The 23,110-nt window shown below is 54.1% G+C and carries 20 protein-coding genes; 10 read left to right on the top strand and 10 right to left on the bottom strand.

The window, feature by feature from the left end:
• Positions 1-65: 65 nt before the first annotated feature.
• The 5 genes from G3M78_06130 to G3M78_06150 all read left to right on the top strand — a co-directional run bounded on the left by G3M78_06130 (position 66) and on the right by G3M78_06150 (position 6,239).
• The gene (locus G3M78_06130) at positions 66-1,517 is read left to right on the top strand and encodes a cysteine--tRNA ligase (protein ID QPJ64987.1); all 1,452 of its coding nucleotides are present in this window, start codon (positions 66-68) and stop codon (positions 1,515-1,517) included.
• Positions 1,514-3,070 (top strand): DUF2851 family protein, encoded by a 1,557-nt coding sequence (locus tag G3M78_06135; protein QPJ64988.1) that lies wholly within the window; start codon positions 1,514-1,516, stop codon positions 3,068-3,070. Before G3M78_06130 ends, G3M78_06135 begins: the two co-directional genes overlap by 4 nt.
• Before the next feature lie 124 nt (positions 3,071-3,194).
• Positions 3,195-3,998, top strand: coding sequence for a sulfate adenylyltransferase subunit 2 (locus tag G3M78_06140; GenBank protein QPJ64989.1), 804 nt, complete (start codon positions 3,195-3,197; stop codon positions 3,996-3,998).
• Positions 3,998-5,824 (top strand): adenylyl-sulfate kinase, encoded by a 1,827-nt coding sequence (locus tag G3M78_06145; protein QPJ64990.1) that lies wholly within the window; start codon positions 3,998-4,000, stop codon positions 5,822-5,824. The genes G3M78_06140 and G3M78_06145 overlap by 1 nt, the downstream gene beginning before the upstream one ends.
• A gap of 109 nt (positions 5,825-5,933) precedes the next feature.
• Positions 5,934-6,239 carry a 2Fe-2S iron-sulfur cluster binding domain-containing protein gene (locus G3M78_06150; protein ID QPJ64991.1) on the top strand — a complete coding sequence of 102 codons (306 nt, stop codon included), beginning with the start codon at positions 5,934-5,936 and terminating at the stop codon, positions 6,237-6,239.
• A gap of 63 nt (positions 6,240-6,302) precedes the next feature.
• Here G3M78_06150 and G3M78_06155 read toward each other — a convergent pair whose 3' ends face one another.
• Positions 6,303-6,656, bottom strand: coding sequence for a hypothetical protein (locus G3M78_06155; protein QPJ64992.1), 354 nt, complete (start codon positions 6,654-6,656; stop codon positions 6,303-6,305).
• A 53-nt stretch (positions 6,657-6,709) separates the two neighbouring features.
• On the opposite strand from G3M78_06155, the gene G3M78_06160 reads away from it, so the two are divergent.
• From G3M78_06160 to G3M78_06175, 4 genes are all read left to right on the top strand, one after another.
• Entirely contained in the window at positions 6,710-7,507 is a 798-nt protein-coding gene (locus G3M78_06160; protein QPJ64993.1) for an SDR family oxidoreductase, read from the top strand.
• Positions 7,508-7,519: 12 nt separating this feature from the next.
• Entirely contained in the window at positions 7,520-8,782 is a 1,263-nt protein-coding gene (locus G3M78_06165) for a trypsin-like serine protease (GenBank protein ID QPJ64994.1), read from the top strand.
• A 66-nt stretch (positions 8,783-8,848) separates the two neighbouring features.
• On the top strand, positions 8,849-10,219 hold the full coding sequence (locus tag G3M78_06170; GenBank protein QPJ66784.1) for a phosphomannomutase/phosphoglucomutase: 1,371 nt from the start codon (positions 8,849-8,851) through the stop codon (positions 10,217-10,219).
• On the top strand, positions 10,216-10,602 hold the full coding sequence (locus tag G3M78_06175; protein ID QPJ64995.1) for a VOC family protein: 387 nt from the start codon (positions 10,216-10,218) through the stop codon (positions 10,600-10,602). The genes G3M78_06170 and G3M78_06175 overlap by 4 nt, the downstream gene beginning before the upstream one ends.
• Positions 10,603-10,607: 5 nt before the next feature.
• Here the strand turns inward: G3M78_06175 and mqnC are convergent, their stop codons facing one another.
• The 8 genes from mqnC to G3M78_06215 all read right to left on the bottom strand — a co-directional run bounded on the left by mqnC (position 10,608) and on the right by G3M78_06215 (position 18,421).
• A complete protein-coding gene (gene mqnC / locus G3M78_06180) occupies positions 10,608-11,681 on the bottom strand; it encodes a dehypoxanthine futalosine cyclase (GenBank protein ID QPJ64996.1) in 1,074 nt (357 codons plus the stop codon).
• On the bottom strand, positions 11,678-12,064 hold the full coding sequence (locus G3M78_06185) for a hypothetical protein (GenBank protein ID QPJ64997.1): 387 nt from the start codon (positions 12,062-12,064) through the stop codon (positions 11,678-11,680). Before G3M78_06185 ends, mqnC begins: the two co-directional genes overlap by 4 nt.
• Positions 12,065-12,076: 12 nt before the next feature.
• Positions 12,077-12,445 (bottom strand): peptidylprolyl isomerase, encoded by a 369-nt coding sequence (locus G3M78_06190; protein ID QPJ64998.1) that lies wholly within the window; start codon positions 12,443-12,445, stop codon positions 12,077-12,079.
• Positions 12,446-12,526: 81 nt separating this feature from the next.
• Entirely contained in the window at positions 12,527-13,327 is an 801-nt protein-coding gene (locus tag G3M78_06195; GenBank protein QPJ64999.1) for a ferritin-like domain-containing protein, read from the bottom strand.
• 59 nt (positions 13,328-13,386) lie between these two features.
• Positions 13,387-14,937 (bottom strand): uroporphyrinogen-III C-methyltransferase, encoded by a 1,551-nt coding sequence (cobA, locus tag G3M78_06200; GenBank protein QPJ65000.1) that lies wholly within the window; start codon positions 14,935-14,937, stop codon positions 13,387-13,389.
• Positions 14,924-15,721, bottom strand: a complete 798-nt coding sequence (gene rsmA / locus G3M78_06205; protein ID QPJ65001.1) for a 16S rRNA (adenine(1518)-N(6)/adenine(1519)-N(6))-dimethyltransferase RsmA — start codon at positions 15,719-15,721, stop codon at positions 14,924-14,926. The genes cobA and rsmA overlap by 14 nt, the downstream gene beginning before the upstream one ends.
• Positions 15,718-16,707 carry a 4-hydroxythreonine-4-phosphate dehydrogenase PdxA gene (gene pdxA / locus G3M78_06210; GenBank protein QPJ65002.1) on the bottom strand — a complete coding sequence of 330 codons (990 nt, stop codon included), beginning with the start codon at positions 16,705-16,707 and terminating at the stop codon, positions 15,718-15,720. The genes rsmA and pdxA overlap by 4 nt, the downstream gene beginning before the upstream one ends.
• A 61-nt stretch (positions 16,708-16,768) precedes the next feature.
• Complete coding sequence (locus G3M78_06215) at positions 16,769-18,421, bottom strand: phosphoenolpyruvate carboxykinase (protein ID QPJ65003.1); 1,653 nt, start codon at positions 18,419-18,421, stop codon at positions 16,769-16,771.
• Positions 18,422-18,589: 168 nt separating this feature from the next.
• Between G3M78_06215 and G3M78_06220 the strand changes: the two genes are divergently transcribed.
• Complete coding sequence (locus tag G3M78_06220) at positions 18,590-19,513, top strand: hypothetical protein (GenBank protein QPJ65004.1); 924 nt, start codon at positions 18,590-18,592, stop codon at positions 19,511-19,513.
• 11 nt (positions 19,514-19,524) lie between these two features.
• Here the strand turns inward: G3M78_06220 and G3M78_06225 are convergent, their stop codons facing one another.
• Positions 19,525-23,010: a hypothetical protein gene (locus G3M78_06225; protein QPJ65005.1), complete on the bottom strand. Its 3,486-nt coding sequence runs from the start codon at positions 23,008-23,010 to the stop codon at positions 19,525-19,527.
• Between the last annotated feature and the right edge of the window lie 100 nt (positions 23,011-23,110).

A 23,110-nucleotide genomic window follows, 5' to 3' on the forward strand; every position in this document is an offset into this window, starting at 1 on the left:
TTTCAGCGGCTCCGCAAGGGGCCGCTGATTGACTTTTGCCGTTTGGCAATGCTAGGTTAACTGCCATGAAATTGCGTATTTTCAATACATTGACGGGTAAGAAAGAGGCCTTTGAACCCTTGCAGGCGGATCGCGTCGGCATGTACGTTTGCGGGGTGACGGTCTACGACTATTGTCATCTGGGGCATGCCCGTTCAGCGGTGGTGTTCGACGTCATTTACCGGTACCTGCAGTTTTTGGGACTCGAGGTCTGTTTTGTGAAAAATTTCACGGACATCGACGACAAGATCATCAAGCGCGCCAACGAGAATGGCATCGAATGGTCGGAAGTGACGCGTCAGTTCATCGAAGCCTATTACGAGGACATGGGGCGCTTGAACATCGCACAGCCAACGCTGGAGCCGCGCGCCACCGACCATATTCACGACATGATTGAGATGATCGCAACCTTGATCGAAAAAGGACACGCTTACGAATCGGAGGGCGACGTGTTTTACTCCGTACGCTCGTTTGAAACCTACGGCGCCTTGTCGGGGCGACGCATCGAGGATTTGTTGTCCGGCGCCCGTGTCGACGTCAACGAAGCGAAGCGCGATCCTCTGGATTTTGCGCTTTGGAAAAAGAGCAAGCCGGGCGAACCGTTCTGGGAAAGCCCCTGGAGTTCGGGCCGACCGGGCTGGCATATCGAATGCTCGGCGATGGGTTCGCGTTTGCTGGGGCAAAGCTTTGACATTCACGGCGGCGGCAAGGATCTGGTGTTCCCGCATCACGAAAATGAAATCGCGCAGTCCTGCGGCGCTTCGGGTTGCGCTCCGGCGCGTTACTGGATTCACAACGGCTTCGTCAATATTGATAAAGAAAAAATGTCCAAGTCCCTGGGCAATTTTTTTACGATTCGGGAAATTTTTAAAAAGTTCCACCCCGAAACCGTGCGCCTGTTCCTCGTCAGTTCGCATTACCGAGGTCCTATCGAGTTTTCTGAGCAGAACCTGCAGGAAGCCGAAAAAGTCATCACGCGATTTTACGAAGCTCTGGATTCCGCGCGTCAGGCAGAAGAGCGCATGGACGCTGGTTTGCTGGAGGGTTTGCAAGAGGCCATCGACGCGCATCCGTTATTGCAAGGATATCGCGAAGCGATGGACGATGATTTCAACAGCGCCGTGGCAGTCGCGCATTTGAACGAAGCCTTGAGGGCGCTCAATCAATCCTTGCAGAGCTTGAGCAAGGACCCGGCGCAGGCGCGCGCCGTCGTCGTCACTGCGGGCGCATTGAAAAAGACGGGCCAATTGCTGGGATTGTTTCACACGCCGGTAGAAGAATTCAACGAATGGGCCTTCGCGCGAAAGAGCGACGGTTTGAATCTGGATGTCGCGGCGATAGAGACCTTGATCGCAGAAAGAAACGCCGCCAGAGCCTCGAAAGACTGGGCCGCCGCAGATCGTTGCCGGGATGCGCTGACCGCAATGGGGGTCTCCCTGGAAGACGGTCCGGAGGGTACGCTCTGGAAACTTAAGTGATGGTTTCTCCGTTCATTGACGATTACATCCACTTCACGAAAAGCTTTTCAAAAATCACAGTTCAGGAAGACGAACGGGAACTCAAGGTTCCCGAAAAGGTGGTGCGCTGTATCTGGAACGACCAGCTGGTGGATGCGAGCAAGCTGGAGACGACGGCGGGCGAATCTTTGGAAGTGGTGTTTCCGGGCTACTGGAATTTTGGGCCGGGGCCGGATTTTAAAAGCGCGGCGATCAAGGTCAACGGTCGTCTCTATGAAGGGGATCTGGAAATTCACGTGCGTTCCGGCGACTGGAAAGCGCACGGGCACTCAAACAACCCGGATTTCGACAATGTGCTGTTCCACGTTTTTCTTTGGCAAACAGGACCGGTAGCGAAGCCCTTCGATCCAGGGATCAAGACAGATGAGAGACGCCCCGGTCAGGCAGGGCCGTTTTTTGAACTGGAATTGAAAAAGTATCTGACGCGCGGATTGCTGGACTTGAGCGAGAATCTGGATTTTGACAGCTATCCCATCATGAATCAGTTCAACCACGGCTTGTGTCACCGGCCTCTGGCGAATTTGCCGAGAGAGAAATTGTTGCGTTTGCTGGATGCGGCGGGCGACGCGCGTATTCTGGTCAAGATGGATCGTTTTCATGATCGCGTGATCGTGAACGGATACGAGCAGACCTTTTATGAAGGCGTCGCAGAGGCGCTGGGCTATCCGAACAACAAAAAACCGTTTCGCGAGTTGGCGGAGAGGGCGCCGCTGGAGGCGCTGAGGAAATTACTGCCGCGCAAGGCTTCAGAAGAAGAACGGGCCTTGCGGATTCAGGCGATTTTGTTGGGCGTGGCGGGGCTTGCGAATTTTTCCGCGCTCGACCCCGAGGATCTGGAGCCGGAGGAACGATCTTATTTTCAACGGTTGGATGCGCTGTGGCAAAGCTGTCGCGAGCGCATCAAGGTGGAGCCCTTGCCGCGATCCTGTTGGAAGTTCAAGGGCATTCGTCCGGCGAATTATCCGTATCGCAGAATTGTGGGGCTGTCGCATCTGCTCGCTCAGCGTTTGAAGAGCGGAATGTTCTTTGATTTTATGAAGACCTTTCAGCAGGCGGCGTCGGCTACGGAGAAAAAAGGCTACACGCTGAAAATTCCCAAGACGCTTTACGATTATTTTTGCGTTCCCGGCGTCGGCTATTGGGCGACCCATTACACGCCCGGCGGCAAGCGGCTGAAATCGCCGCAAAATCTGATTGGCTCGTCGCGTTCGTCTGAGATCATCGTCAATATTGTGATGCCGATTGCCTTGATCCATGCGCGCGCTGTGAAATCGTCGAATCTCGAAATTGCGCTGAATCAGTTGTACAGTTCCAGCAGGGGGGGCGCCGAGAACCATAAAATGCGCTTCATGAAGTATTATATCCTTGGCGACAATGCAGACATGATCCGTCTCGTCGCCAATGATCGCCAGCGGCAGGGCCTGATGCAGGTGTATCAGGATTTTTGCACGCAAAACAGTAATAATTGCCTGCGCTGTTCCTTCCCGGAAGTGATAAGGCAATTTTTGACCTGAGCGGTCGAAAAATTATGCAATCAGGCCCGATTGACGGGCTTTATTGACTTATTTCTTGATTCTAAAGGGCTGAGAAGCTAAAGTGAGACTAATCCCATTGTTTAGACCTGTTTAAGGAACCATCATGGATCATCTGGATCATCTGGAAAACCAAAGCATTTATATATTACGCGAGGCGTACAAGAATTTTAAGAACCTGGCTATGTTGTGGTCGATCGGCAAAGACTCGACCGTTCTCGTCTGGTTGGCACGCAAAGCGTTTTTTGGGCAATGTCCCATTCCCCTGGTGCATATCGACACCACCTATAAGATTCCCGCAATGATCGAATACCGCGATCGCGTTGCAAAAGAGTGGGGACTCAATCTGGTTGTCGGGAAGAATGAGAAAGCGCTGGCTGAAGGCATGGACCACACTCAGGGCCGAATGGTCTGTTGCGAAGCGCTGAAAACCATGGGCCTGCACTCCGTTATGGAGCAAAAGGGCTACACCGGTCTCATCCTCGGCATTCGCCGCGACGAAGAAGGCACCCGCGCCAAAGAGCGTTATTTTTCGCCGCGCAACAAGGATTTTGAGTGGGACTTCAAGGATCAGCCGCCGGAGTTGTGGGATCAGTACAAGACCTCTTTCGAAGAGGGAACCCATATCCGTATTCATCCCATTCTGCATTGGACTGAATTGAATGTATGGGAATATATTCAACGCGAAAAAATTCCCATCATTGATCTGTATTTTGCAAATGAAGAAGGCAAACGCTATCGATCCCTGGGATGTGCGCCCTGCACCAATCCCATTGAGTCGCAAGCAAAAACTATTGATGAAATCGTCGAGGAGTTGAAAACCATAGATACTGCTGAACGCTCGGGTCGTGCGCAGGATCAGGAGAACACCTACGCAATGCAAAAACTACGCGCCCGAGGATATATGTAATGAGCGATAACGGACACGTTGCAAATCTTTCCAATCAATTATTGCGCATGGTCATTGTCGGCCATGTCGATCACGGTAAATCCACCCTTGTCGGGCGCTTGTTGTCGGACACCGGCAGTCTGCCCGAGGGCAAGCTGGACTTCATCAAGGACATCTGCGAACGCCAGGGGAAAAGTTTTGAATACGCGTTTCTGCTCGACGCTCTTGAAGAAGAGCAGGAGCAGGGTATCACCATTGACACCTCGCAAATTTTCTTCAAAACGCAGAAGCGTCATTACGTCATCATCGACGCCCCAGGCCACAAAGAGTTCCTCAAGAACATGGTCACCGGCGCGGCGGATGCGGAAGCGGCGCTGTTGTTGATCGACGCGAACGAAGGCGTGCAGGAGCAAAGCCGACGACACGGTTATATCCTGAAACTGCTGGGTTTGACGCAGGTCGTGGTGGTGGTCAATAAAATGGATCTGGTGGGCTACGACCAGAAAGTATTTTCAAAAATTCGCGATGAATACAACGCCTTCCTCAATTCTCTGGAAGTGCAAACGCCGGAATACATTCCCGTGTCCGCCAAGCTGGGCGTGAACATCGCCGCTCATAACGGGGAAATGCCCTGGTATGAAGGCCCGTCGGTTTTGCAGATGCTGGACCGTTTTGAAAAAAAATTACGTCCCAATCATCTGCCCTTTCGCATGCCGGTGCAGGACGTTTACAAATTCGATCAGCGCCGTATCATTGCCGGGCGCGTGGAGTCCGGTCAATTGGCGGTGGGCGACCGTTTGATTTTTTCCCCTTCCAATAAAACCGGAGTGGTGAAAACCATCGAGGCCTGGAGCGTGCCGGAGGCGCCGAAAATGGCGCAGGCGTCGCAGTCGATCGGTTTCACTCTGGGAGAGCAGATTTTCGTTGAACGCGGCGAAGTCGCTTCGCGCGTGGATGAACTGCCGATTGTCTCGTCTACGTTCAACGTCAATATTTTCTGGATGGGAAAAAACAATCTCACCAAGGGCAAGCAATACAAAATCAAACTGAACACGCAGGAAGCCCCGTGCGAAGTCATCGCTTTCAACAAGGTCATCGAGGCGTCCACTCTCGAAACCCTCACGGATCAGGAATTCGTCGCAAAGAACGACGTTGCGGAAGTGACCTTGCGCACGCAACGACCGGTCGCCTTCGACTTGTTCGGTTCCATCGCAACGACGGGTCGCTTTGTTATAGTGGACGAGTACGACGTTTGCGGCGGCGGCATCGTGACCACTTACAGCCCATCCAACAAAGAAGACAAACTCCGCGACGAAGTTCGGCAGAGAGCGTTCAACTGGGTGAAGAGCGATATCCGCGCTGAAGAACGCGCTTACCGCAACGGACATCAGGCCTCCCTCATCCTCGTGACTGGCGAGTCCGGCGTGGGCAAGGGCAAGCTGGCGAAAAAACTCGAGCGCATGTTGTTCGACCAAAATTACCAAAGTTACCTGCTCGACGGCAAAAACGTTCGCCTCGGCGTGTCTGCGGACATCGACGCGCACCCGGAGCCGGATGGAGAAGCGGTGCGTCGTTTTGGCGAAGTCGCCAAATTGTTTCTCGACGCCGGGCATGTGGTGATCTCGACATCCAACGTGTTCAATCAGGAAGACCATTCCGACATTCGACTGCTCGCGGAACCTTCTCCTGTGATTGAAATTCAGGTCACGGGCGTGGAGGAACCGACAGGTTCTCCCGACCTGGTTTTATCCATTGCAGAGGCCAAGGATGAAGCGGCGGCGGGCGAGAAAATCTGTAAATTTTTGAAAGAAAAGAAAATCCTCACAGGTCACAATTACTCCATCTGAACCCGAACCGTAACCTGAGAAAAATGAATTGACATTTCCGCCGTCTGGTGCAGAATAAGCGTTTCAATCGCACCAAATGATTTTGCGGAGATAGGAGAATTGGTAAGAAATGCCTAAAATCAAAGTCAACAACGCTGAAACGGGCGAGACTCACGTCATCAAAATTGGTTATGGAGCCAATTTGAGAAAAGCCCTTGGATATACAGAGGCTGAAGTTTATAAAGGCGTGAACAAATTCCTCAATTGCCGAGGCTTGGGACTTTGCGCCAAGTGTATCGTCGAGGTGGAACCGTCGGATAACATCAGCCCGCGCACGATGTTTGAAGACATTCACAAGGTCGGCCCCGACCAGAGAATGTCCTGCCGAGTGAAAGTCTATGGCGACATCAGCGTGAAAACCGCAGTGCAGGATTGATTCCTTTTAAGTCTGAAGTCCAGATCCATCGCGCCGTTTGGCGCCCCGCCCCGGATCTCTTTTTTAAAATTGTAAAATAATCAACAGCGGCAGTAAGGTGAGTCCGACCATCGTTATAAATGCGTGGACCAGAGCATCGCAACGTTTGCTCAAGGGGATCGCTGTGATAAAGTAAAGGCCGACCAGATACTCCCAGATGGTATTCTCGCCGTGAGTCTGGTTCATGACTAGAAAAAAGATCAGGCAAAAAACCACCGAAGCATAGAGTAGAGCGTGCAGACGAATTCCGCTCTTCGTGCGTTTTTGAAAGGCCAGGACAAGGCCCAGCATCATGTTGACGATATGAAAGCCGATGGCCGGAAGCACCCAGATGAGGGAAGGGGACGCGGTGATTTTATCAAAAACGCCAAATGCCATAGTTGATCCGTTAAAAATTTCAGTTGATTCCAGAAAGGCGCGGGCAGTGTAACATGAACCTGAATTTAAAGAATCGAAAAGTAGTCATCACCGGCGTCGGCGACGGCATCGGCCGGGAAATGGCCTTGATGTTTGCCGCAGAAGGCGCGCAGGTGGCGGGTTGCTCGCGGACTCAGAAAAGTCTCGACGTTTTGGCCGATGAGATGCCGGGCGAGGGGCATTGTTTCAAGGCGGTCGATCTTGCATCGGCGCAGGCGACGGAAACCTTTCATCGCGACGTGACGCAAGCGTTCGGCGGCCTGGACATTCTGGTCAACAACGTCGGCTCCATTCAAAAACTGGCGACCTTTTCCGAATTGACGGATGCGGACTGGGAAGAGGCGTTTCAAATCAACCTGATGTCGGCGGTTCGCATGTGTCGACTCTTTCTGCCGCAATTGAAGGAGTCCGCTTCAGCGAGCATTCTGAATATATCATCCATTGCAGGTTCCCGACCGGACGTGATTTTCCCGCATTACGCGGCATTCAAGGCGGGCCTGTCCAATCTGACCGTGTCCCTGTCGCAGACTCTGGCGCCGGACCGGATTCGAGTGAACGCCATTTCACCGGGACCGGTGTGGTCGCGTTCCTGGGAGAACGAGGCGGCGGGCGCGGCGCAAAAACAGGGGAAGGAACTGGATGCGGTACGAGATGAAATTCGCGCCGCTTCGTCGGAAAGTACATTGTTGAAGCGAATGGGCGAGCCGGGCGACGTCGCCGGGCTGGCGGTGTTCCTTTCCTCCAACGCAGGCGGCTGGATCACTGGGACCAACTATACGGTCGATGGCGGCATCTTACGCAATCCTTATTGAGGCGGCGCGATAATGAAAAGTGTTTCGTTGGCAACGCGGTGGACGCTGTGCCTGATGGTTTGTCTGGCCCTGGGCGCGTGTTCGGTTGCGCGCCAGTCGCATGAGCTGACGACGCCGGTCGATCAGGATGCGGAGATTTTCGACAAGCGTTTTCGTCAAATGGAATTCAGTGAACTGAATCTGGAATCGTTCTGGACGCAGAAGGAGTTTGTCGAGCGAGACCCGGTTCCCCTGACCAATATGACGGTGGCGGACATTGTAGAAGGGGCGCGCGAAGGAGTCGTCAATATTTACACGCAACGGTTGATGGAGCGCAATACCTCCTTTGGAATTTCTCCGAACGACCTGATGCCGCTTCGCATTCCCTTTTTGACGGATTTGTTTGAGATCATACCCTTCAAGGTTCCGGTGCCCTTCAAGGAAAACGGATTCAGCCTTGGCTCCGGCTTCATCATCAACTCAAACGGTTTCATCCTCACCAACGCGCATGTGATACTGAATGCGACGGACATCGTCGTCGTGCTTTCGGAAGGCAAGGAAGAATACCCGGCGCGCATCATCGGAATCGATCTGGTGACGGACCTTGCTTTACTCAAAATCGAAGCCGATCGGGATTTAACGTCCTTGCCTCTGGGCGTGTCGGATGAACTGCGAACCGGGGAAACGGTGCTGGCGATGGGCAATCCGCTCGGTTTCAAACACACGGTCACCTCGGGTCTGGTGAGCGCGAAAGAGCGAGTGGGGCCTTTCTCCAAAGGCAACGTGGATTTCATTCAAACCGATTCGGCGATCAACCCCGGCAGTAGCGGCGGCCCTTTATTGAACATGTACGGCGAGGTGGTGGGCGTGAACACGGCGATCATCGAAAGCGCGCAATTGATCGGTTTCGCGATCTCCGCCGATATGGTGAAGGAAGTTCTGCCCATGCTTCTGCTTGGCAAAACGGAACGCGGCTGGTTTGGCGTTCAGGCCATCCCGTTACGCAAGGAAGATATGGCGGCGTTGAATCTGTATTCCATGCACGGCATCCGCGTCGTACAAGTGGCGCCGGGCGGCCCGGCAGAGCAAGCGGGATTGAAGGAAAACGACGTGATCGTATCGGTCAACGGAGCGAGCCTGGATAATTTTGTGATCTTTCGCAGGAAATTGCTCGGCATGAGTCCGGGCGCAAAAATTTCTCTGGATATCCTTCGCGCAGGCAAGCCTATGCTGATTGTGGGGACCTTGAGGGAAGCGCCGAAGGAATCGGATAGGTCCGAAGGTTCCGCAGAATGATCGAGTTTCAAATTTAGAGCGGTTATTATTAAATTTTATTAGAAGGGTTGGGATATGGCATTGGAGATCAATCCACAAATTTTTCGCGAATATGATATCCGCGGTCTGGTCGCAAGCGACTTGACGCCGCAGGCCGTGTTATTGATCGCGCGGGCGATCGGAACGATTGTGCGCCGGAATGGAGGAAAGACCGTGACCGTCGGACGCGATATGCGAGAGAGTTCGCCTGCGATTTTCAAGGCGGTTTGCGAAGGTCTCCTGTCCACAGGTTGCGATGTCTGGGACATCGGAAAGACGCCGACTCCGGTTTCCTATTTTTCGCTCTACCATCTCAACCCCGACGGCGGAATCATGATCACCGGCAGTCACAATCCGCCGGAATTCAACGGGCTGAAAATCAGCCTCGGCAAGCACAGCTTGTACGGACAGCGCATTCAGGAAATCCGCGAAATGATCCTTCGCGAAGATTTCGAAAGCGGAGAAGGTTCCGTCGAGGCTCACGACGTCAACGCGGCCTATATCGAAAAAATCAAATCCTCAATCCAGATACCGCGCAAGGTGAAGTTTGTCGCCGACGGCGGCAACGGTTGTTTTGGCCTGGTGGGTCTGGAAGTGTTTCAAGCCTGCGGACAAGACCCGATCCCTCTCTATTGCGAACCGGACGGAACCTTCCCCAATCATCACCCCGACCCGACGGTGGAAAAAAACTTGCTCGACCTGATGGCGCTGGTGAAGAAAGAAGGCGCGGAGCTTGGCTTTGGTTTCGACGGCGACGCCGACCGCATCGGCGTGGTGGACGAGAATGGAAACGTCATCTGGGGCGATCAATTGTTGATCCTGTTCGGTCGAGAAATTTTGAAAAATCATCCCGGCGCTTCCATTGTGGGAGAAGTGAAATGCTCGCAGAATTTCTTTCAGGATATGGAGAAGCGCGGCGGCAAAGCCATCATGTCGGCGGCGGGTCATTCCCTGATAAAAAACAAGATGCGCGAGACCAACGCCTTGTTAGCAGGCGAGATGAGCGGTCATGTGTGTTTTGCGGATCGTTATTATGGATTCGACGACGCAACTTATGCGGCCTGCCGGGTTCTGGAGATCGTCGCCAATACAGATCAACCGCTTTCCGAACTGCTGGCCGACCTTCCCAAAACTGTGAGCACTCCGGAGATAAGGATCGATTGCCCGGACGACAAAAAATTTGAAGTGGTGGCGGAGTTGACGGAATATTTTCGCACACAGTATGATGTGGTGGACATCGACGGCGTGCGCGTGGATTTTGGCGATGGCTGGGCGCTGATGCGCGCTTCCAACACGCAACCGGTGATGGTGCTACGCTTTGAAGCGAAAACTCAGGTACGGCTTCAGGAGCTCATCGCCATCGTGCGAGGCGCGCTGGAACCTTATCGTAAATTCATTCAATTACCCGAGACGCTATGATTAAAAAATATTTGCACACGCGCTTTCGCGTTGCCGACATGGATCGCTCCATTCATTTTTATAAGGAAGTGTTGGGGATGGAAGTGGTGGAACAAAAAACGTCGCCGCGAGGTTCCCGACTTGTGTTTCTGCAATTTCCCGGCATGGACGCCGAGTTGGAATTATGTTCTTTCCCTTCCAGCGGCGAGGTTTCGGTTCCGGAGGATCTGGTGCATCTGGCGTTTCAGGTCGACGACATCGAAGCCTGCATCCAGAAACTGGAGAGCGCGGGCGTCCCGGTCACCGAAGGTCCCATCACCAGCGACAACGGGACGCGATTCATTTTCACGGAAGACCCGGACAAGTACGAGATTGAATTGATGCAGTATTCCGAAGGGGAATGACGAGGCTAAACGTATTCGTAACGCATGTTGCGGCGTTGCGGGGTGCGTCCGGCGTCTTTGATGAGGCGACGGATGGCTTCTTCGTCGAGGCAATGAACCGTGCCCGCCGCGGCGACGACATTTTCTTCCAGCATGGTGCTTCCCATATCATTCGCGCCGTAACTCAGCGAAACCTGCCCGATCTTGGGGCCCTGCGTCACCCACGACGATTGTAAATTATCAAAATTATCCAGCACGATGCGGCTGATCGCCAGCGTCTTCAGGTAGTCCAGCCCGGTCACTGCAGAGGTGATCTTGTGGTCGAGACTCAACTCGGTGTTGCCCGGCTGATAGGTCCAGGGGATGAAGGCGGTGAAGCCGCCGGTCTCGTCCTGTTGCCGGCGCAGGCGAATGAGATGTTCGATGCGCTCCTCCAGCGTTTCAACGTGACCGAACATCATCGTCGCCGTCGTTGGAATTTCCATGCGATGCGCTTCCGCCATGACTTCCAGCCATTGATCGGAATTGCATTTATAAGGGCTTATCACCTGCCGCACCCGATCCACCAAAATCTCCGCCCCGCCTCCGGGGATGGAGTCCAGTCCGGCGTTTTTCAAACGTTGCAAAACTTCTTTCAGGCTCAGTTTGGAAACCCGGACGATATGGTGAATTTCTGAAGGCGACAGCGCATGCAGATGAATGTCGAAATTTTCCTTGATCTTGCGAAACAAGTCTTCGTAGTAATCGATTTTGAGGTGAATGTTATGACCGCCCTGCAACAGAATCTGGGCGCCGCCGAGCGCCACGGTTTCGCGGATTTTATCGGCGATGGTCTCGAAGGGCAGGACGTAAGCGTCCTTGTCTCCCTCTTTGCGATAGAAGGCGCAGAAGGAGCAATCGGTCACGCAGATATTGGTGTAATTGATATTGCGGTCGACGATGTAGGTGATGATTTCCGCGTCGCGTTTCTTGCGCGACAAACGCGAGGCGACGTTGCCCAAGAGCAAAACGTCCTTGGCGGAATACAGTTCCAGCGCTTCGTCGGCCTGAATGCGTTCGCCGTCCAGGGCTTTTTTCAAAATAGATTCTATAGCGTTCAATCGTCGTACCTGATTTCTAGATGGTTGAAGTCGGGGTCGTTAAAATACACGGAAACCCCGGCGCCGCGTTTGACGGGTCCGTCTTCGATAACGACGCCTTTGGCCTGTAATTCTTCAATGATGGAGTCGAACTGTTCCCGCGTGGTTTGAAAAGCGAAATGCATGTAGCCTTTTTCGCTCAATGTTTCCAGCGGCGGACGCGCATCCAGCTCGGGAGATTCAAACAAGGCGATGGAGACGTTCCCGGCGTCGAGCATGAGATGCCGAAGCCCTTTGGAAAATCGATCCGTCACCTTGAAGCCCATGACGTCGGTATAAAAACGCTCCGAACGGTCGAGGTCGCGAACGTTCAGAGCGATGTGGTGAATGCCTTGCAATTGCATGGGTTGTGCGGATTACAGAGTTCCCGGACCGGCTCCCATCGGGAGAGTGATGCCGTCCTTGCCCGTATCGCCCATGCGTTCTTCTTCCGTGATGAGGAAGACATGGTAGCCGAATTTGCTTTTGATCGGGCCGCCCAGTTCACCCAGGGGAGTTTCCATAGCGGCTCTTTCCAGCTCCGGCGCCGAAGTATTGTATTCAAGATAGCCAAGGTCGCCGCCCTTGTTGCGAGTGCCGCAGGCGCTGTATTTCTTCGCCAGGCGCTCGAATGTGCGGGCCAGCAGTTCCGGCGTGTCGCAGGACCGCAGGTTTTCCAGCATTAATTCTGCCAGTTCTTTGGTTGTCAAAACTATGTGGCTGACGCGAATGGATCGTATGCTCATATCACCTGTCCTGGACGATTGGTATTGTGTCGATGCAGCCATTATACCCGCAGGCCGCCGCCTCAAAAAGTCTTTTCTGCTCTATAGGAAAAAGTTGACCAGCCCCATGGCCCGGGGGATCAGCTTGGGGCGCGCCAGACGCGGATCGAAATCGCGCATTCTGCGTTTGTTTTCCGACATGCAGAGGGAAACAAATTCCTTTGGAGAGAGCGAAGAGTTTTCATGCTCCCTTGCCTGAATGGTGAACGAGGAGCCGCCCATATCTTTCAGGTCCATCAAACGCGATATCCCGGCGTCGACAAAGGCCCATAAAGTCCGCAGATGGTAGATGGGTTGCAACAGAAAGGGCTGGGAGAATCGCTGATACAACAACCAGTTCTGAATGAAGAGAATGTGCCGCGCCTCTTCCTGGACGATCGGTTCCATCACTTCGATCAACTCCAGCGGATAATCCTCGGTGCTTTTTGAAATCTGCAAAAATCCGAAGGCGAAAAACGAGTCGATGCACTCGCCCGCGCCGGTGCTCATGAAGCAGGCTTCGAGATCGTCGGGCAGAGGCTTGTCGGGAATTTCATTGAAAGGAATTTCATAGCGGTTGAGGAAATAGCGCAGGATGTCCGCGTGGCGTCCTTCCTCATAGGCTTGCAGGGCAAGCGCTTCCTTGATCAGCGGATCGGATATTTCTTTGGAATAAGCGTCGAGTTTGTTGAACACCTGGCGTTCGGTGTGAATGGCGTAATCCCAGATCGGGAAATCCGCCAGCTTTTTTACGACCGCTTCGTCGAGTTCCGGCCAGGGCAGTTCTTCCGGCGTGAAGGGTCGGTGCGATTCGATGAACGATTTGCAAAATAATTCCTTGTGCTCCTGAGATCCAAATTCCATTGCGTCCTCATGCAGTTATGGATTGATGTGATTGGGTGATTGATTGAGAGTCGTTTGAATCAACTCGCGTCTGGAGGTTTGGCGCTATTGAAAAAAGATTCTATCCCTTCCGCAAGGGCCTCGACGGTGTAATCCTTCGGCACCACCGAAGCTTCAAACCCGTATTGCTTCAAGGTGTCCGCGGTGATGGGGCCGATGCAGGCCAGCGCGACTTGCGACAATCGGGCGCGGTTCGCCGGTTCCACAAGTTCCATGAAATTGGTGACCGTGGACGACGAAGTGAAGGTGACGGCGTCGATTTCGCCGTTCTCCAGAGATTGATTCAGTTCGGTTTTGAAAAACGCGTCGGGCGCAATGGTCTGGTATGCGGGGACCACGTCGATTTCGCCTCCGGCGTCGCGGATTTGCTCAGGCAGTATCTCCCTGGCGACGGATGCGCGGGGCAATAGAAAACGTTTACCCTTGAGCGTTTCCTGGCTCATGCTCTGTATCAGCGATTCGGCGACAAACTGTTCGGGGCGAACGTCAACGCGCAGGCCGAGGTCGCGAATGGCTTGCTCGGTTTTGGGGCCGATGGCGTAAATCCGCACGCCTTTCAGATCGCGCAGATCGCGCCGGGTTTCCTTGAGCCTCTGCATGAAAAAATCAACGCCGTTGACGCTGGTAAAAATCAGACCCTGATATGTGGAGAGGCGTCCGAGCGCTGCGTCGAGAGGCGTCCAGTCCTCCGGCGCCACCGTCTGGATTACGGGGAAGTTGATCGCGTCGGCTCCCTTCTCCTGCAACAGATCGATCAATCCTGCGGCCTGATGCTCCGGCCGCGTGACCACGATGGTTTTGCCAAACAGGGGAAGGGTTTCGTACCAGTCCATTTCCGGTTTCATGCGCACCACTTCGCCGATGATGGTCAAAGCAGGCGGCGCGATCTGGTCGCGCATGGCGATTTCCACAATGGTGTCGAGCGTTCCGGTCCATGTTTTCTGTTTGCCGGTGGAGCCTTTGCGCACGATGGCGACGGGTGTTTTGGGGTTCTTGCCGAATTCGAGCAATTTTTCAACGATGACGGGAAGGCGGCGCGCGCCCATTAAAAATACAAGCGTGCCGGTTCGCCGGGCCATGTTTTCCCAGTCGATGAAAATATCGTCATGCGATTTTTCCGCGCTTCCGGTAATGATTGAAATCGACGAGGAAAGCGTGCGATGCGTGAGCGGGATGCCCGCATAAGCGGAGACGGCGATCACCGAGGACACTCCGGGCGCCACCGCAAAGGGGATGCCTTGCTGTTGCAGGGCCTGCGCTTCTTCGCCGCCGCGTCCAAAAATGAAGGGGTCGCCGCCTTTCAGGCGGGAAACGATCTTGCCTTCTTTCGCGCGGGAGATCAGCAGGGCGTTGATCTCGCTTTGCTCCAGCGTCGCGTGTCCGGCTTTTTTCCCTGCGTAAATCAATTCAGCGTTTCGCGGCGCATGGCGCAGTATAGCCTTGTTGACCAGGTGATCGTAAACGACCACTTGCGAACGGGACAAGTAGTCTCGTCCCTTCAAGGTCAACAGACCCGGATCGCCGGGACCGGCGCCAATCAGATACACTTTACCCGGTTCAGGACGGCTCATTATTTTGATGCTGGTGAATGTGGTTGGACAGGTCGGCGAAATCCTGAAGCGTCAGAGTTTCTGCGCGACGCGACAGGTCGATTCCCGCAAGTTGCAGGGAGCCTTGCTCGTTGCGAAATTGCCGGTCCCATATTTGTAAATTATTTTTCAGCATTTTGCGTTTGTGAAAAAATGCGGCTGAGACAATTTTGAAGAACAGTTTTTCATCGACGGTGTCGATTTTCGGTTTCGCTAGCGGGGTCAGACGGACCACCGACGATTCGATTTTTGGCGGCGGTGAGAACGCAAGCCGGCCCACTTCCAGCAGACGCTCGACGGTGCAGTGATATTGCAGAAACACGGTCAAGGAACCGTAGCACCGACTTCCGGGCTGTGCGGAAAAGCGGTCGACGACTTCCTTTTGCAACATCAAGGTCATGTCCTGAATGTTTTTTCGAAAAACGATCAAACGTTTCAGAATATGAGCGGCGGCGTAATAGGGTAAATTGGAAACCACTTTGTAAGGACCTTTGATCGAACCGAAGTCAAATTTCAGCGCATCTTCGTTGAGGAGCGTGAAGTTGGTCGCCTCGCTCATTTCATTTTTTAAGGGGCCGATGAGTTTGCCGTCGATTTCAATCGCGGTGACGCGGGCCGCCCGGTCGGTCAGCCGTCGGGTCAGGACGCCTTTTCCCGGCCCGATCTCGACGACATGGTCGTCCTCGTCGATTCGTGCGATCTCGACGATTTCGTCAGCGACGGATTCGTCAATCAGAAAGTTTTGTCCGAGCGGTCGTTTCTTCATTGCTTCGAAAGCGCCTGAGCGGAAGCGAGCTTGGACGCGCTCCGCATGACATGTTGCATGCTTTGCGCCGATGCGGTTCCCTTCCACGCGATGTCGAAGGCGGTTCCATGATCGACCGAGGTGCGGATGATGGGTAGCCCGAGGGTGATGTTGACGGCTTGACCCTGAGCTTCCATTTTGATTGGAACCATGCCTTGATCGTGATACATGGCGATGACGGCGTCGCATTCGGGATTGCGCGAGAAAAATGCGTCGGCGGGAAACGGTCCCTCCGAAGGGATTCCCATGCTTCGCGCCTGCTCCATCGCAGGGACGATGACGCGGGCTTCTTCGTCCCCGAAAATGCCGCCGTCTCCGCAATGCGGGTTGAGTCCCAAAACGGCAATGCGCGGCGTGTCGGTGACAAAACAGCTCAGCCAGTGGTGCGTCATGCGAAGCGTTTCGACGAGAGTTTCCTGTGTGAGAATTTGCGAGACCTGGCTCAGAGGCGCGTGCGTTGTTGCAAGTACGACGCGAAGCCGTCTTCCTGTGAGCATGAGCGCGGTGCGCGGCGTTCCCGTCAAATGCGCCAGCAGTTCGGTGTGTCCTGGATAAAAATGACCGGCGAGATGGATGCTTTCCTTGCTGATGGGCGCGGTGACGATAGCGTCGGCGCGGCGTTCCATCGCTTCCCGAACCGCGACCTGAATGTATTCAACCGATGCGCTTCCGCCTTCCCGGCTGGGGCCGGTCGGCAGACTGGAGACGTTATTCAGATCGATCAGATTCAGAGCGTCGGATTGGACTTCGTCCTGGGTGGAATCAACGCGATGAATGGTCAGTCGAGGCGCCCAGCGTTCCAGCGCCTGTTGCATGATGGATGCATCGCCGACGACGGTGGCGTGATAGGGGCGGATTTGCGGTTCGGCGAACGCTTTGGCGATGATTTCAGGACCCACGCCTGCAGGGTCCCCCATGGATATAACAATACGCGGCAAAGACTCCACAGCGTGGGCTCCCTGGAAATTCTTTGGCGGCCCCCGAAAGGACCGCCTCATTTTGTTTGGATTAGCTTCTCAGTTTATGAACCTTGCCTTTGCCCTTTGTAACAATGGCGGGGCGGGGGCTGGCGGCAAGCACTTCCTTGCTGACGCCTTTTTCATACTGCTTGAAGTTTTCGATGAACTGGTTCGCCAGATCGCGGGCCTGTTTGTCGTATTCGGCTTTCTTTTTCCAGGTGTCGCGCGGGTTGAGTAATTCCTGCGGTACATTGGGAACCGAAACCGGAACGTGTACGCCGAAGATGGGATCGGCCTGGGTTTCCGTTTTGCTGAGCGAACCGTCGAGAATGGCGTGAATCATGGCGCGGGTGTGTACGATTTCGATGCGCTTGCCGACGCCGTAAGGGCCGCCCGTCCAGCCGGTATTGACCAGCCAGCAGGAAACATCGTGCTTGGCGATTTTTTCGCCCAGCATGTTGGCGTAGACAGAGGGGTGCAAGGTCATGAACGGCGCGCCAAAGCAGGTGCTGAATATGGCGCTGGGTTCGCGACTCAGGCCTTTTTCCGTTCCCGCGACTTTCGCCGTGTAACCGGATATGAAATGGTACATCGCCTGCTCCGGCGTCAATTTGGAAACCGGAGGCATGACGCCGTAGGCGTCGCAAGTCAGCATGATGACGTTCTTGGGGTGCTTGCCCATGCCGGAAGGCACCGCGTTGGCAATGTGAGAAATCGGGTAACTGGCGCGCGTGTTCTCAGTCAAGCTGGTGTTGTCGAGGTCGAGACGTCGAGTGATCGGGTCCATGACCACGTTTTCCAGAATGGTTCCAAAGCGTCGGGTGCAGTCGTAAATTTCCGGCTCGGCTTCGGCGGAGAGACGAACGACTTTGGCGTAGCAACCGCCTTCAAAATTGAAAACGCCCTCGTCGCTCCAGCCATGTTCGTCGTCGCCGATCAAATCGCGTTCCGGGTCGGCGGACAAGGTGGTCTTGCCGGTACCAGATAAACCAAAGAACACGGCGGTTTCATTGTTCTTGCCGATATTGGCGGAACAATGCATCGCCAGCGTGTTGTGTTTCTGCGGCAACAAATAGGTCAGAATGCTGAAAATCGATTTTTTGATCTCGCCCGCGTAGCTGGTGCCGCCAATGAGAACCAGTTGTTTGGCGTAATCCACAACAACGAAGACCTCGGAATTGGTGCCGTCGATTTCCGGGACCGCTTTGAAATCGGGGACGTGGATGACCGTGAACGAAGGATCGTGCGATTCCAGTTTAGCCGGGTCTTTGATCTGGATGAACATGTTGCGCGCAAACAGACTGTGCCAGGCGTGCTGGGTGATGACGCGGATATGCAGTTGATGGTTGGGGTCGGCGCCGGCGCGGCAGTCCTGAACGTACAGTTCCTTGCCCTGAATGTAAGCCAGAATACGGGAATAGAGCGCTTCAAACTGTTCGACGGTGAAGGCGCGGTTGACTTTTCCCCACCATATATTTTCTTCGCTTGACGGTTCCTGAACGATGAATTTGTCGTTCGGGGCGCGTCCTGTATGTTGACCCGTGACCACGCAGACCGGACCCAGGTGGGCGATCATGCCTTCTTTGTTGGCGACGATGTGTTCATACAGTTGCGGCGTGGTTAAATTCCAATAGATGCTTTTAGCATTGCGGATGCCGTGGGTTCCTAATTCAACTTTGTGTTTTAAGCCTTCCTGGGGCATATGCGATCTCTCTCTGACGAGGGTCAAAATAGCTGATTTTTTAAAATAATCCGAAGTGATTCCATACTAACATATAAAGAGGAAGTTTCTAAAATAAAAATTTTTCAGGCTGAACAGTCAAACCTGTTATAATTCAATGGTTTGATTGAGTTTTTTCGAGATTTTGCGATGCAATGGTTCAAAAAAACTAAAAAAGCCGATGCGATGCGGATCATCGACAAATTCCGCAGTCGGTTCAACCATATTTTCGTGCTCCAGATGGGGCGCATCCGTGAAATCTGGTTCAAGGGAGTGGGTGAACGCGACTTTTACTTGCAGAGCCGGATCGATCTGGATCGCCCGCTGGAACTGGAGCTGGTGTACGCGCGGATGATGATGTCGGCGCTCTTGCTTCGCCCGCAACCGAAACGGATGTTGATGATTGGATTGGGCGCGGCGGCGGCGACGAATTTTCTGCACGAACGATTTCCAGAGGCCGAGATCGACGTTGTTGAAATCGACCGTTCGGTTCGCGACGCGGCGCGCAAATATTTCTATTTGCAAGAGGATGAGCGCTACCGCGTGCATGTGATGGACGGTCGGGTTTTCATCAAGGAGCGGCTTGGCAAGCCGAGCTACGATATTATTTTTCTTGACGCCTTCAAGAGCGGTTCGGTCCCTTTCCACCTCAAGACCGTGGAGTTCTATCGTGAACTCAAGTCTCTGTTGACGCCGGGCGGGGTGGTGGTTTCGAATTTGTACGGCAAGAGCAACGCGCTCAAGCCGAACGATTGCAAATCATTCCTGAAAGTCTTCCGGCATGTCTATTGTTTTGAGGACGACGATCAGGTGGCGACGGTTTCTCTGGCCTGCGATCACGATTACGAATGGGGGCTGTCGGATTTTCGAGTCGAAGCGATGCGGCAGGAGGCTTCCTTTCATTTTTCCATGGAGACGATCGCTGATTATTATCGGCCTGGAAAATTCAAGGAGGGTCGCGGAAGCCGCGAGTTCAAGGATGATTTTTCAGGCGGACAATTCCTGCAGGCGGTGGAGCATAATAACAGCAATGAAACGGCCCATCGTCCCTACCCGATCAAGAATACGGAGTGATGAAAAACGTTTCAACTTGAGAGAGGGAGCGCGAAGGCGTGGATTTTAGACTGGTCCATGTCGGCGATGTAGATGCTGTCATTCCAAATCTTCAAGCCGCTGATGCGACTCCATTCGCCGCCGCGTTTGCCGAAGGAATCGTAAACCTTGAGTGGTTCAAGGTCGGCGTTGAACTGGAAGAGCCGGGAACCCCACACGTCTGAAGCAAACAGGCCGTGCGCCTCGTTAAATGCGAGCAGGTACAATTCCCCGCAGTTCAAGGTATCGTTGGATACCTTTTTTGCCAGCGTTCCGTCGGCGTTGAATCGTTTGAGTCGGTCGTCGGATTTGTCGGCGACCACAAAGGAGCCGTCGGGCAGACAGCATACCGCCACCGGATTTTGAAAACGACCGTCGGCTTCTATCGCACGATCGAGCGTTCCGTCTTGATCCCATATCCATATACAATTGTTGACTTGGTCGGCGGCCCAGACTCGCCCTTGAGCGCCGAGCGACAAGCCGGTGATCGGGCCAAGAGGACGATTCTCTTGTTCTTCAAATTGTTTGATGAAATGACCGCTGGCGCTGAACTTCAAAACGCGACCTTGTTTGCAGTCGGTGACGACAAGAGCGCCCTCGGCGTCGACGATCAAATCAGCGGGATTTTGCAGGCCTCCCGGATGCGCGCCCCAAACGCCAAAGCCCGACGGTGCGCCGCCGCTGGGTAAGATACGGCGGATGCGAGCGTTTTCCATGTCGGCGCAAAATAGCGAACCGTCTTCCGCAAAATCCAGACCGAAGGGGATGAAGGAGCGATGCAAATCGCGCTCGCCCTGGGCGATGGAATACTGCCAGGAAGCGCCGCGGGCGCGCGTATTGGGTTTTTGCAGATTTGAACATTTATCGAGCAGATTTCTTTTGCGGGCGCATTGGTACAGTCGCATTTCCAGAAGCGGCGTTCGTATTTTCAATTCGGCGAGACGGGCCTGCCGGTCGAGCGTCGCTTGCGCCTGACCTTGCAATGGAGCGGAAGATTCGGCTTCCGCCTGGGCGCTCAGTCCCGCATCCTCCATGGCGCAGGCTTTGCGCTCGGTCAGCAAGTTTTGCAACCGGGTTTCCAGAAGATCGCGATGGGCTTGCATTTGCTGGAGCAGGTTCGAGTCGGGCGCGTCGCCGCCGCTGGTCAGTAATGAACAACCGAGGACGAGACGGAACAGATTGGCGACTTCGTTGATCTCAAGCGTGATCAGCATCCGCCGCACCAGTCCGACCTGAAAGCTCACCACTTCAATATTATTATGGATGCTGATCGGCGTTTTCTTGTCCTGCACGTTGACCTGCGCCAATTGATTCTGCAGGTCGCGGTCTTGTTGCGCCAGAGCTTCCAATTGTCCGAGCAATTCTTCGTTCTTCTCAAGGTAGGAGGGAAACAGATCGGCCATGCCCTGCAATCGTTTTTTGAAATCATCGGCATCGCCAATCAGATCGCGCGAATAGAAATCCATGCCGACGGTCAGACCTTCCGCTCCGACTTCAAAAGGGAGACTTTCTGATAGTTGAACGCGGGTGATGTCTTCGAGGCGCATGTCCTCCACATCGAAGGGCGTTGGCGAAAAATAATCGCGGTCGATAGCGCGCGGCGTTGCCGTCAGACCGGCGCGACGCTTGAAGTAGCCGTCGGTGAGATCGTTCATGCGTAGAGACAGGTTCGCCAGCGCCGCCCAGTCTTCCTGCAGACCCAGCATGATTTTTGGGACCATCTGCGATCCCGGCGGCTTGACGAATAAAGTCTCGATGGTGTTCAGCGCCGCATCCCCGTCGGGCGCGGTTCTGCCAATTTCCTTGAGAACGATCATCAAACATTGCAGTTCCCAGATCAAATGACTGCACAGGTTAAGGATTCTGCGACTGAAGTCCAGCTTGGAAACAAACGCGCTCCACTGATCCGGGCTTTCCTGCATGGCTGAGAAATCGTTGAGCATGGCCTCTTCGTTTTTTTCCTTGGCGTCGAGATAACTCCCGATCAATTGGCACAGGCTGTTGCCGTCGCTTTCCAGAGATTTCAGACAGTCATTTCGATCTTGATCCGTTAAGGGCAGGTCGAGCAGGCTTTGCAGGTACTCGGCGTATTGTTCGCAGTGGAGGCGGTAGGCGCTGGTGCGACTCCGCGATTCGCGAAACAACTTTCGCTCTTTTGCCTCGAGTTCATAGAAGGGTTTGTTGAAGCGGTAGTCTTCTTCCTGATCGGATAGCAGTCGGTTCTGCTCTTCCACGTTGGCCTTGATCCATTCGGGCAGGATTTTGTCCCAATCGGCAAACAGGCGCATCAATTCCTGGCGCGATCGATTCAAGTCTTCGCGACAGGATACGAGATGTTGTGCGAGCAGGGGACCGCATGTCTCCGGGGCTTGCGAGTTTGCAGTGCGGGCCATTCGGTTCAGTAGAGCGATTTTAAACGTTAGCGTTTGAGGCTCTGCTTTCCGATCGAAAGCGAGTTGCGCGGCCTGTTTGTAGCATTCGTAAGCGCGCGCGTCGTCGTTTGATTCTTCGTAGCGCTGTCCCTGCCAGTCGAGATGGCGAGGGTCTGCGGCCTTCTGCTCCAGCGAATTTTCATCGGGAAGCGGGTAGACGTACAGTTCGGGCTGGAAGGCCAGGCCGACCCATAATTGATTGCCGTGCGCCGCAATCACGACGGGGCCTTCCATCGTTTTGGATTTCCCAATATGTGTGATGGCGCCGAGAAAAACGCCGGTGGAAGAAAGCGCCTGAATGCGGTTGTTGTTCATGTCGGCGACGTAAAGCAGATCGCCGGGGCCGACGGCCACCCACATGGCGTATTGGAATCCGTTCTCTCCCCATTCGCCGAAGGCGTCGATGCGGTTCCATTGCGAATCAAATTTCTGAATGCGATGGTTGCCGCTGTCCGATATATAGAAATTGCCAACGCTGTCTTGCGCGATGGAGGTCGGAAATTCAAACAAGGGCGGCGGTAGCAAGCGGGGGTGCGTGTGATAAAGGTGGGCCAGTTTCTCTTCGACGACAGAACCGCGACTGCCCAGTATTCCCAGCGACTGACCCTCGACCGAAAAAAACTGGAGGCGATGGTTGCAACGTTCCACCACGACGAGACGTCCTTCGGAATCGAAGCTCAGGTGATAGGGTTCGTTCAACTCAGCCGGCCCGTCGCCGTAGTTTCCGAAATGCTGAAGGGAATTCCCGTCGGCGTCGAAAACCTGAATGCGATGATTCCAGCAGTCGGCGACGTAGATCCGATCCTCGGCATCGACCGCGATTCCCTTGGGGTATTTGAACTGGCCGGGCTCGGCGCCCTGACCGCCGAAGGTTTTTTTCAAAACGCCGTCGTTCCCATAAATCTGTATTTGATGATTGAAGTCGTCGGAGATCAGGCAATCGCCGTTGGAAAGAAATGCGATGCCCGATGGCGGCGAAGCGCCTTCGGCTCCTTGTTGCTGGGAGCGTAAAGTGAATTCAGGAAAGGTTGATGGGTCGAAAGTCATAGGGATGGCGGATGGGTTGTTCGTTGATTCTGCGCGGCGCGTGAGCGCAATCCGGTCTGCATTTCATCATAATCCCGTTAAATTTACAACGTCATAGAAC

This window comes from Candidatus Nitrohelix vancouverensis (genome assembly GCA_015698305.1).
Taxonomy (GTDB): Bacteria; Nitrospinota; Nitrospinia; order Nitrospinales; family VA-1; genus Nitrohelix; species Nitrohelix vancouverensis.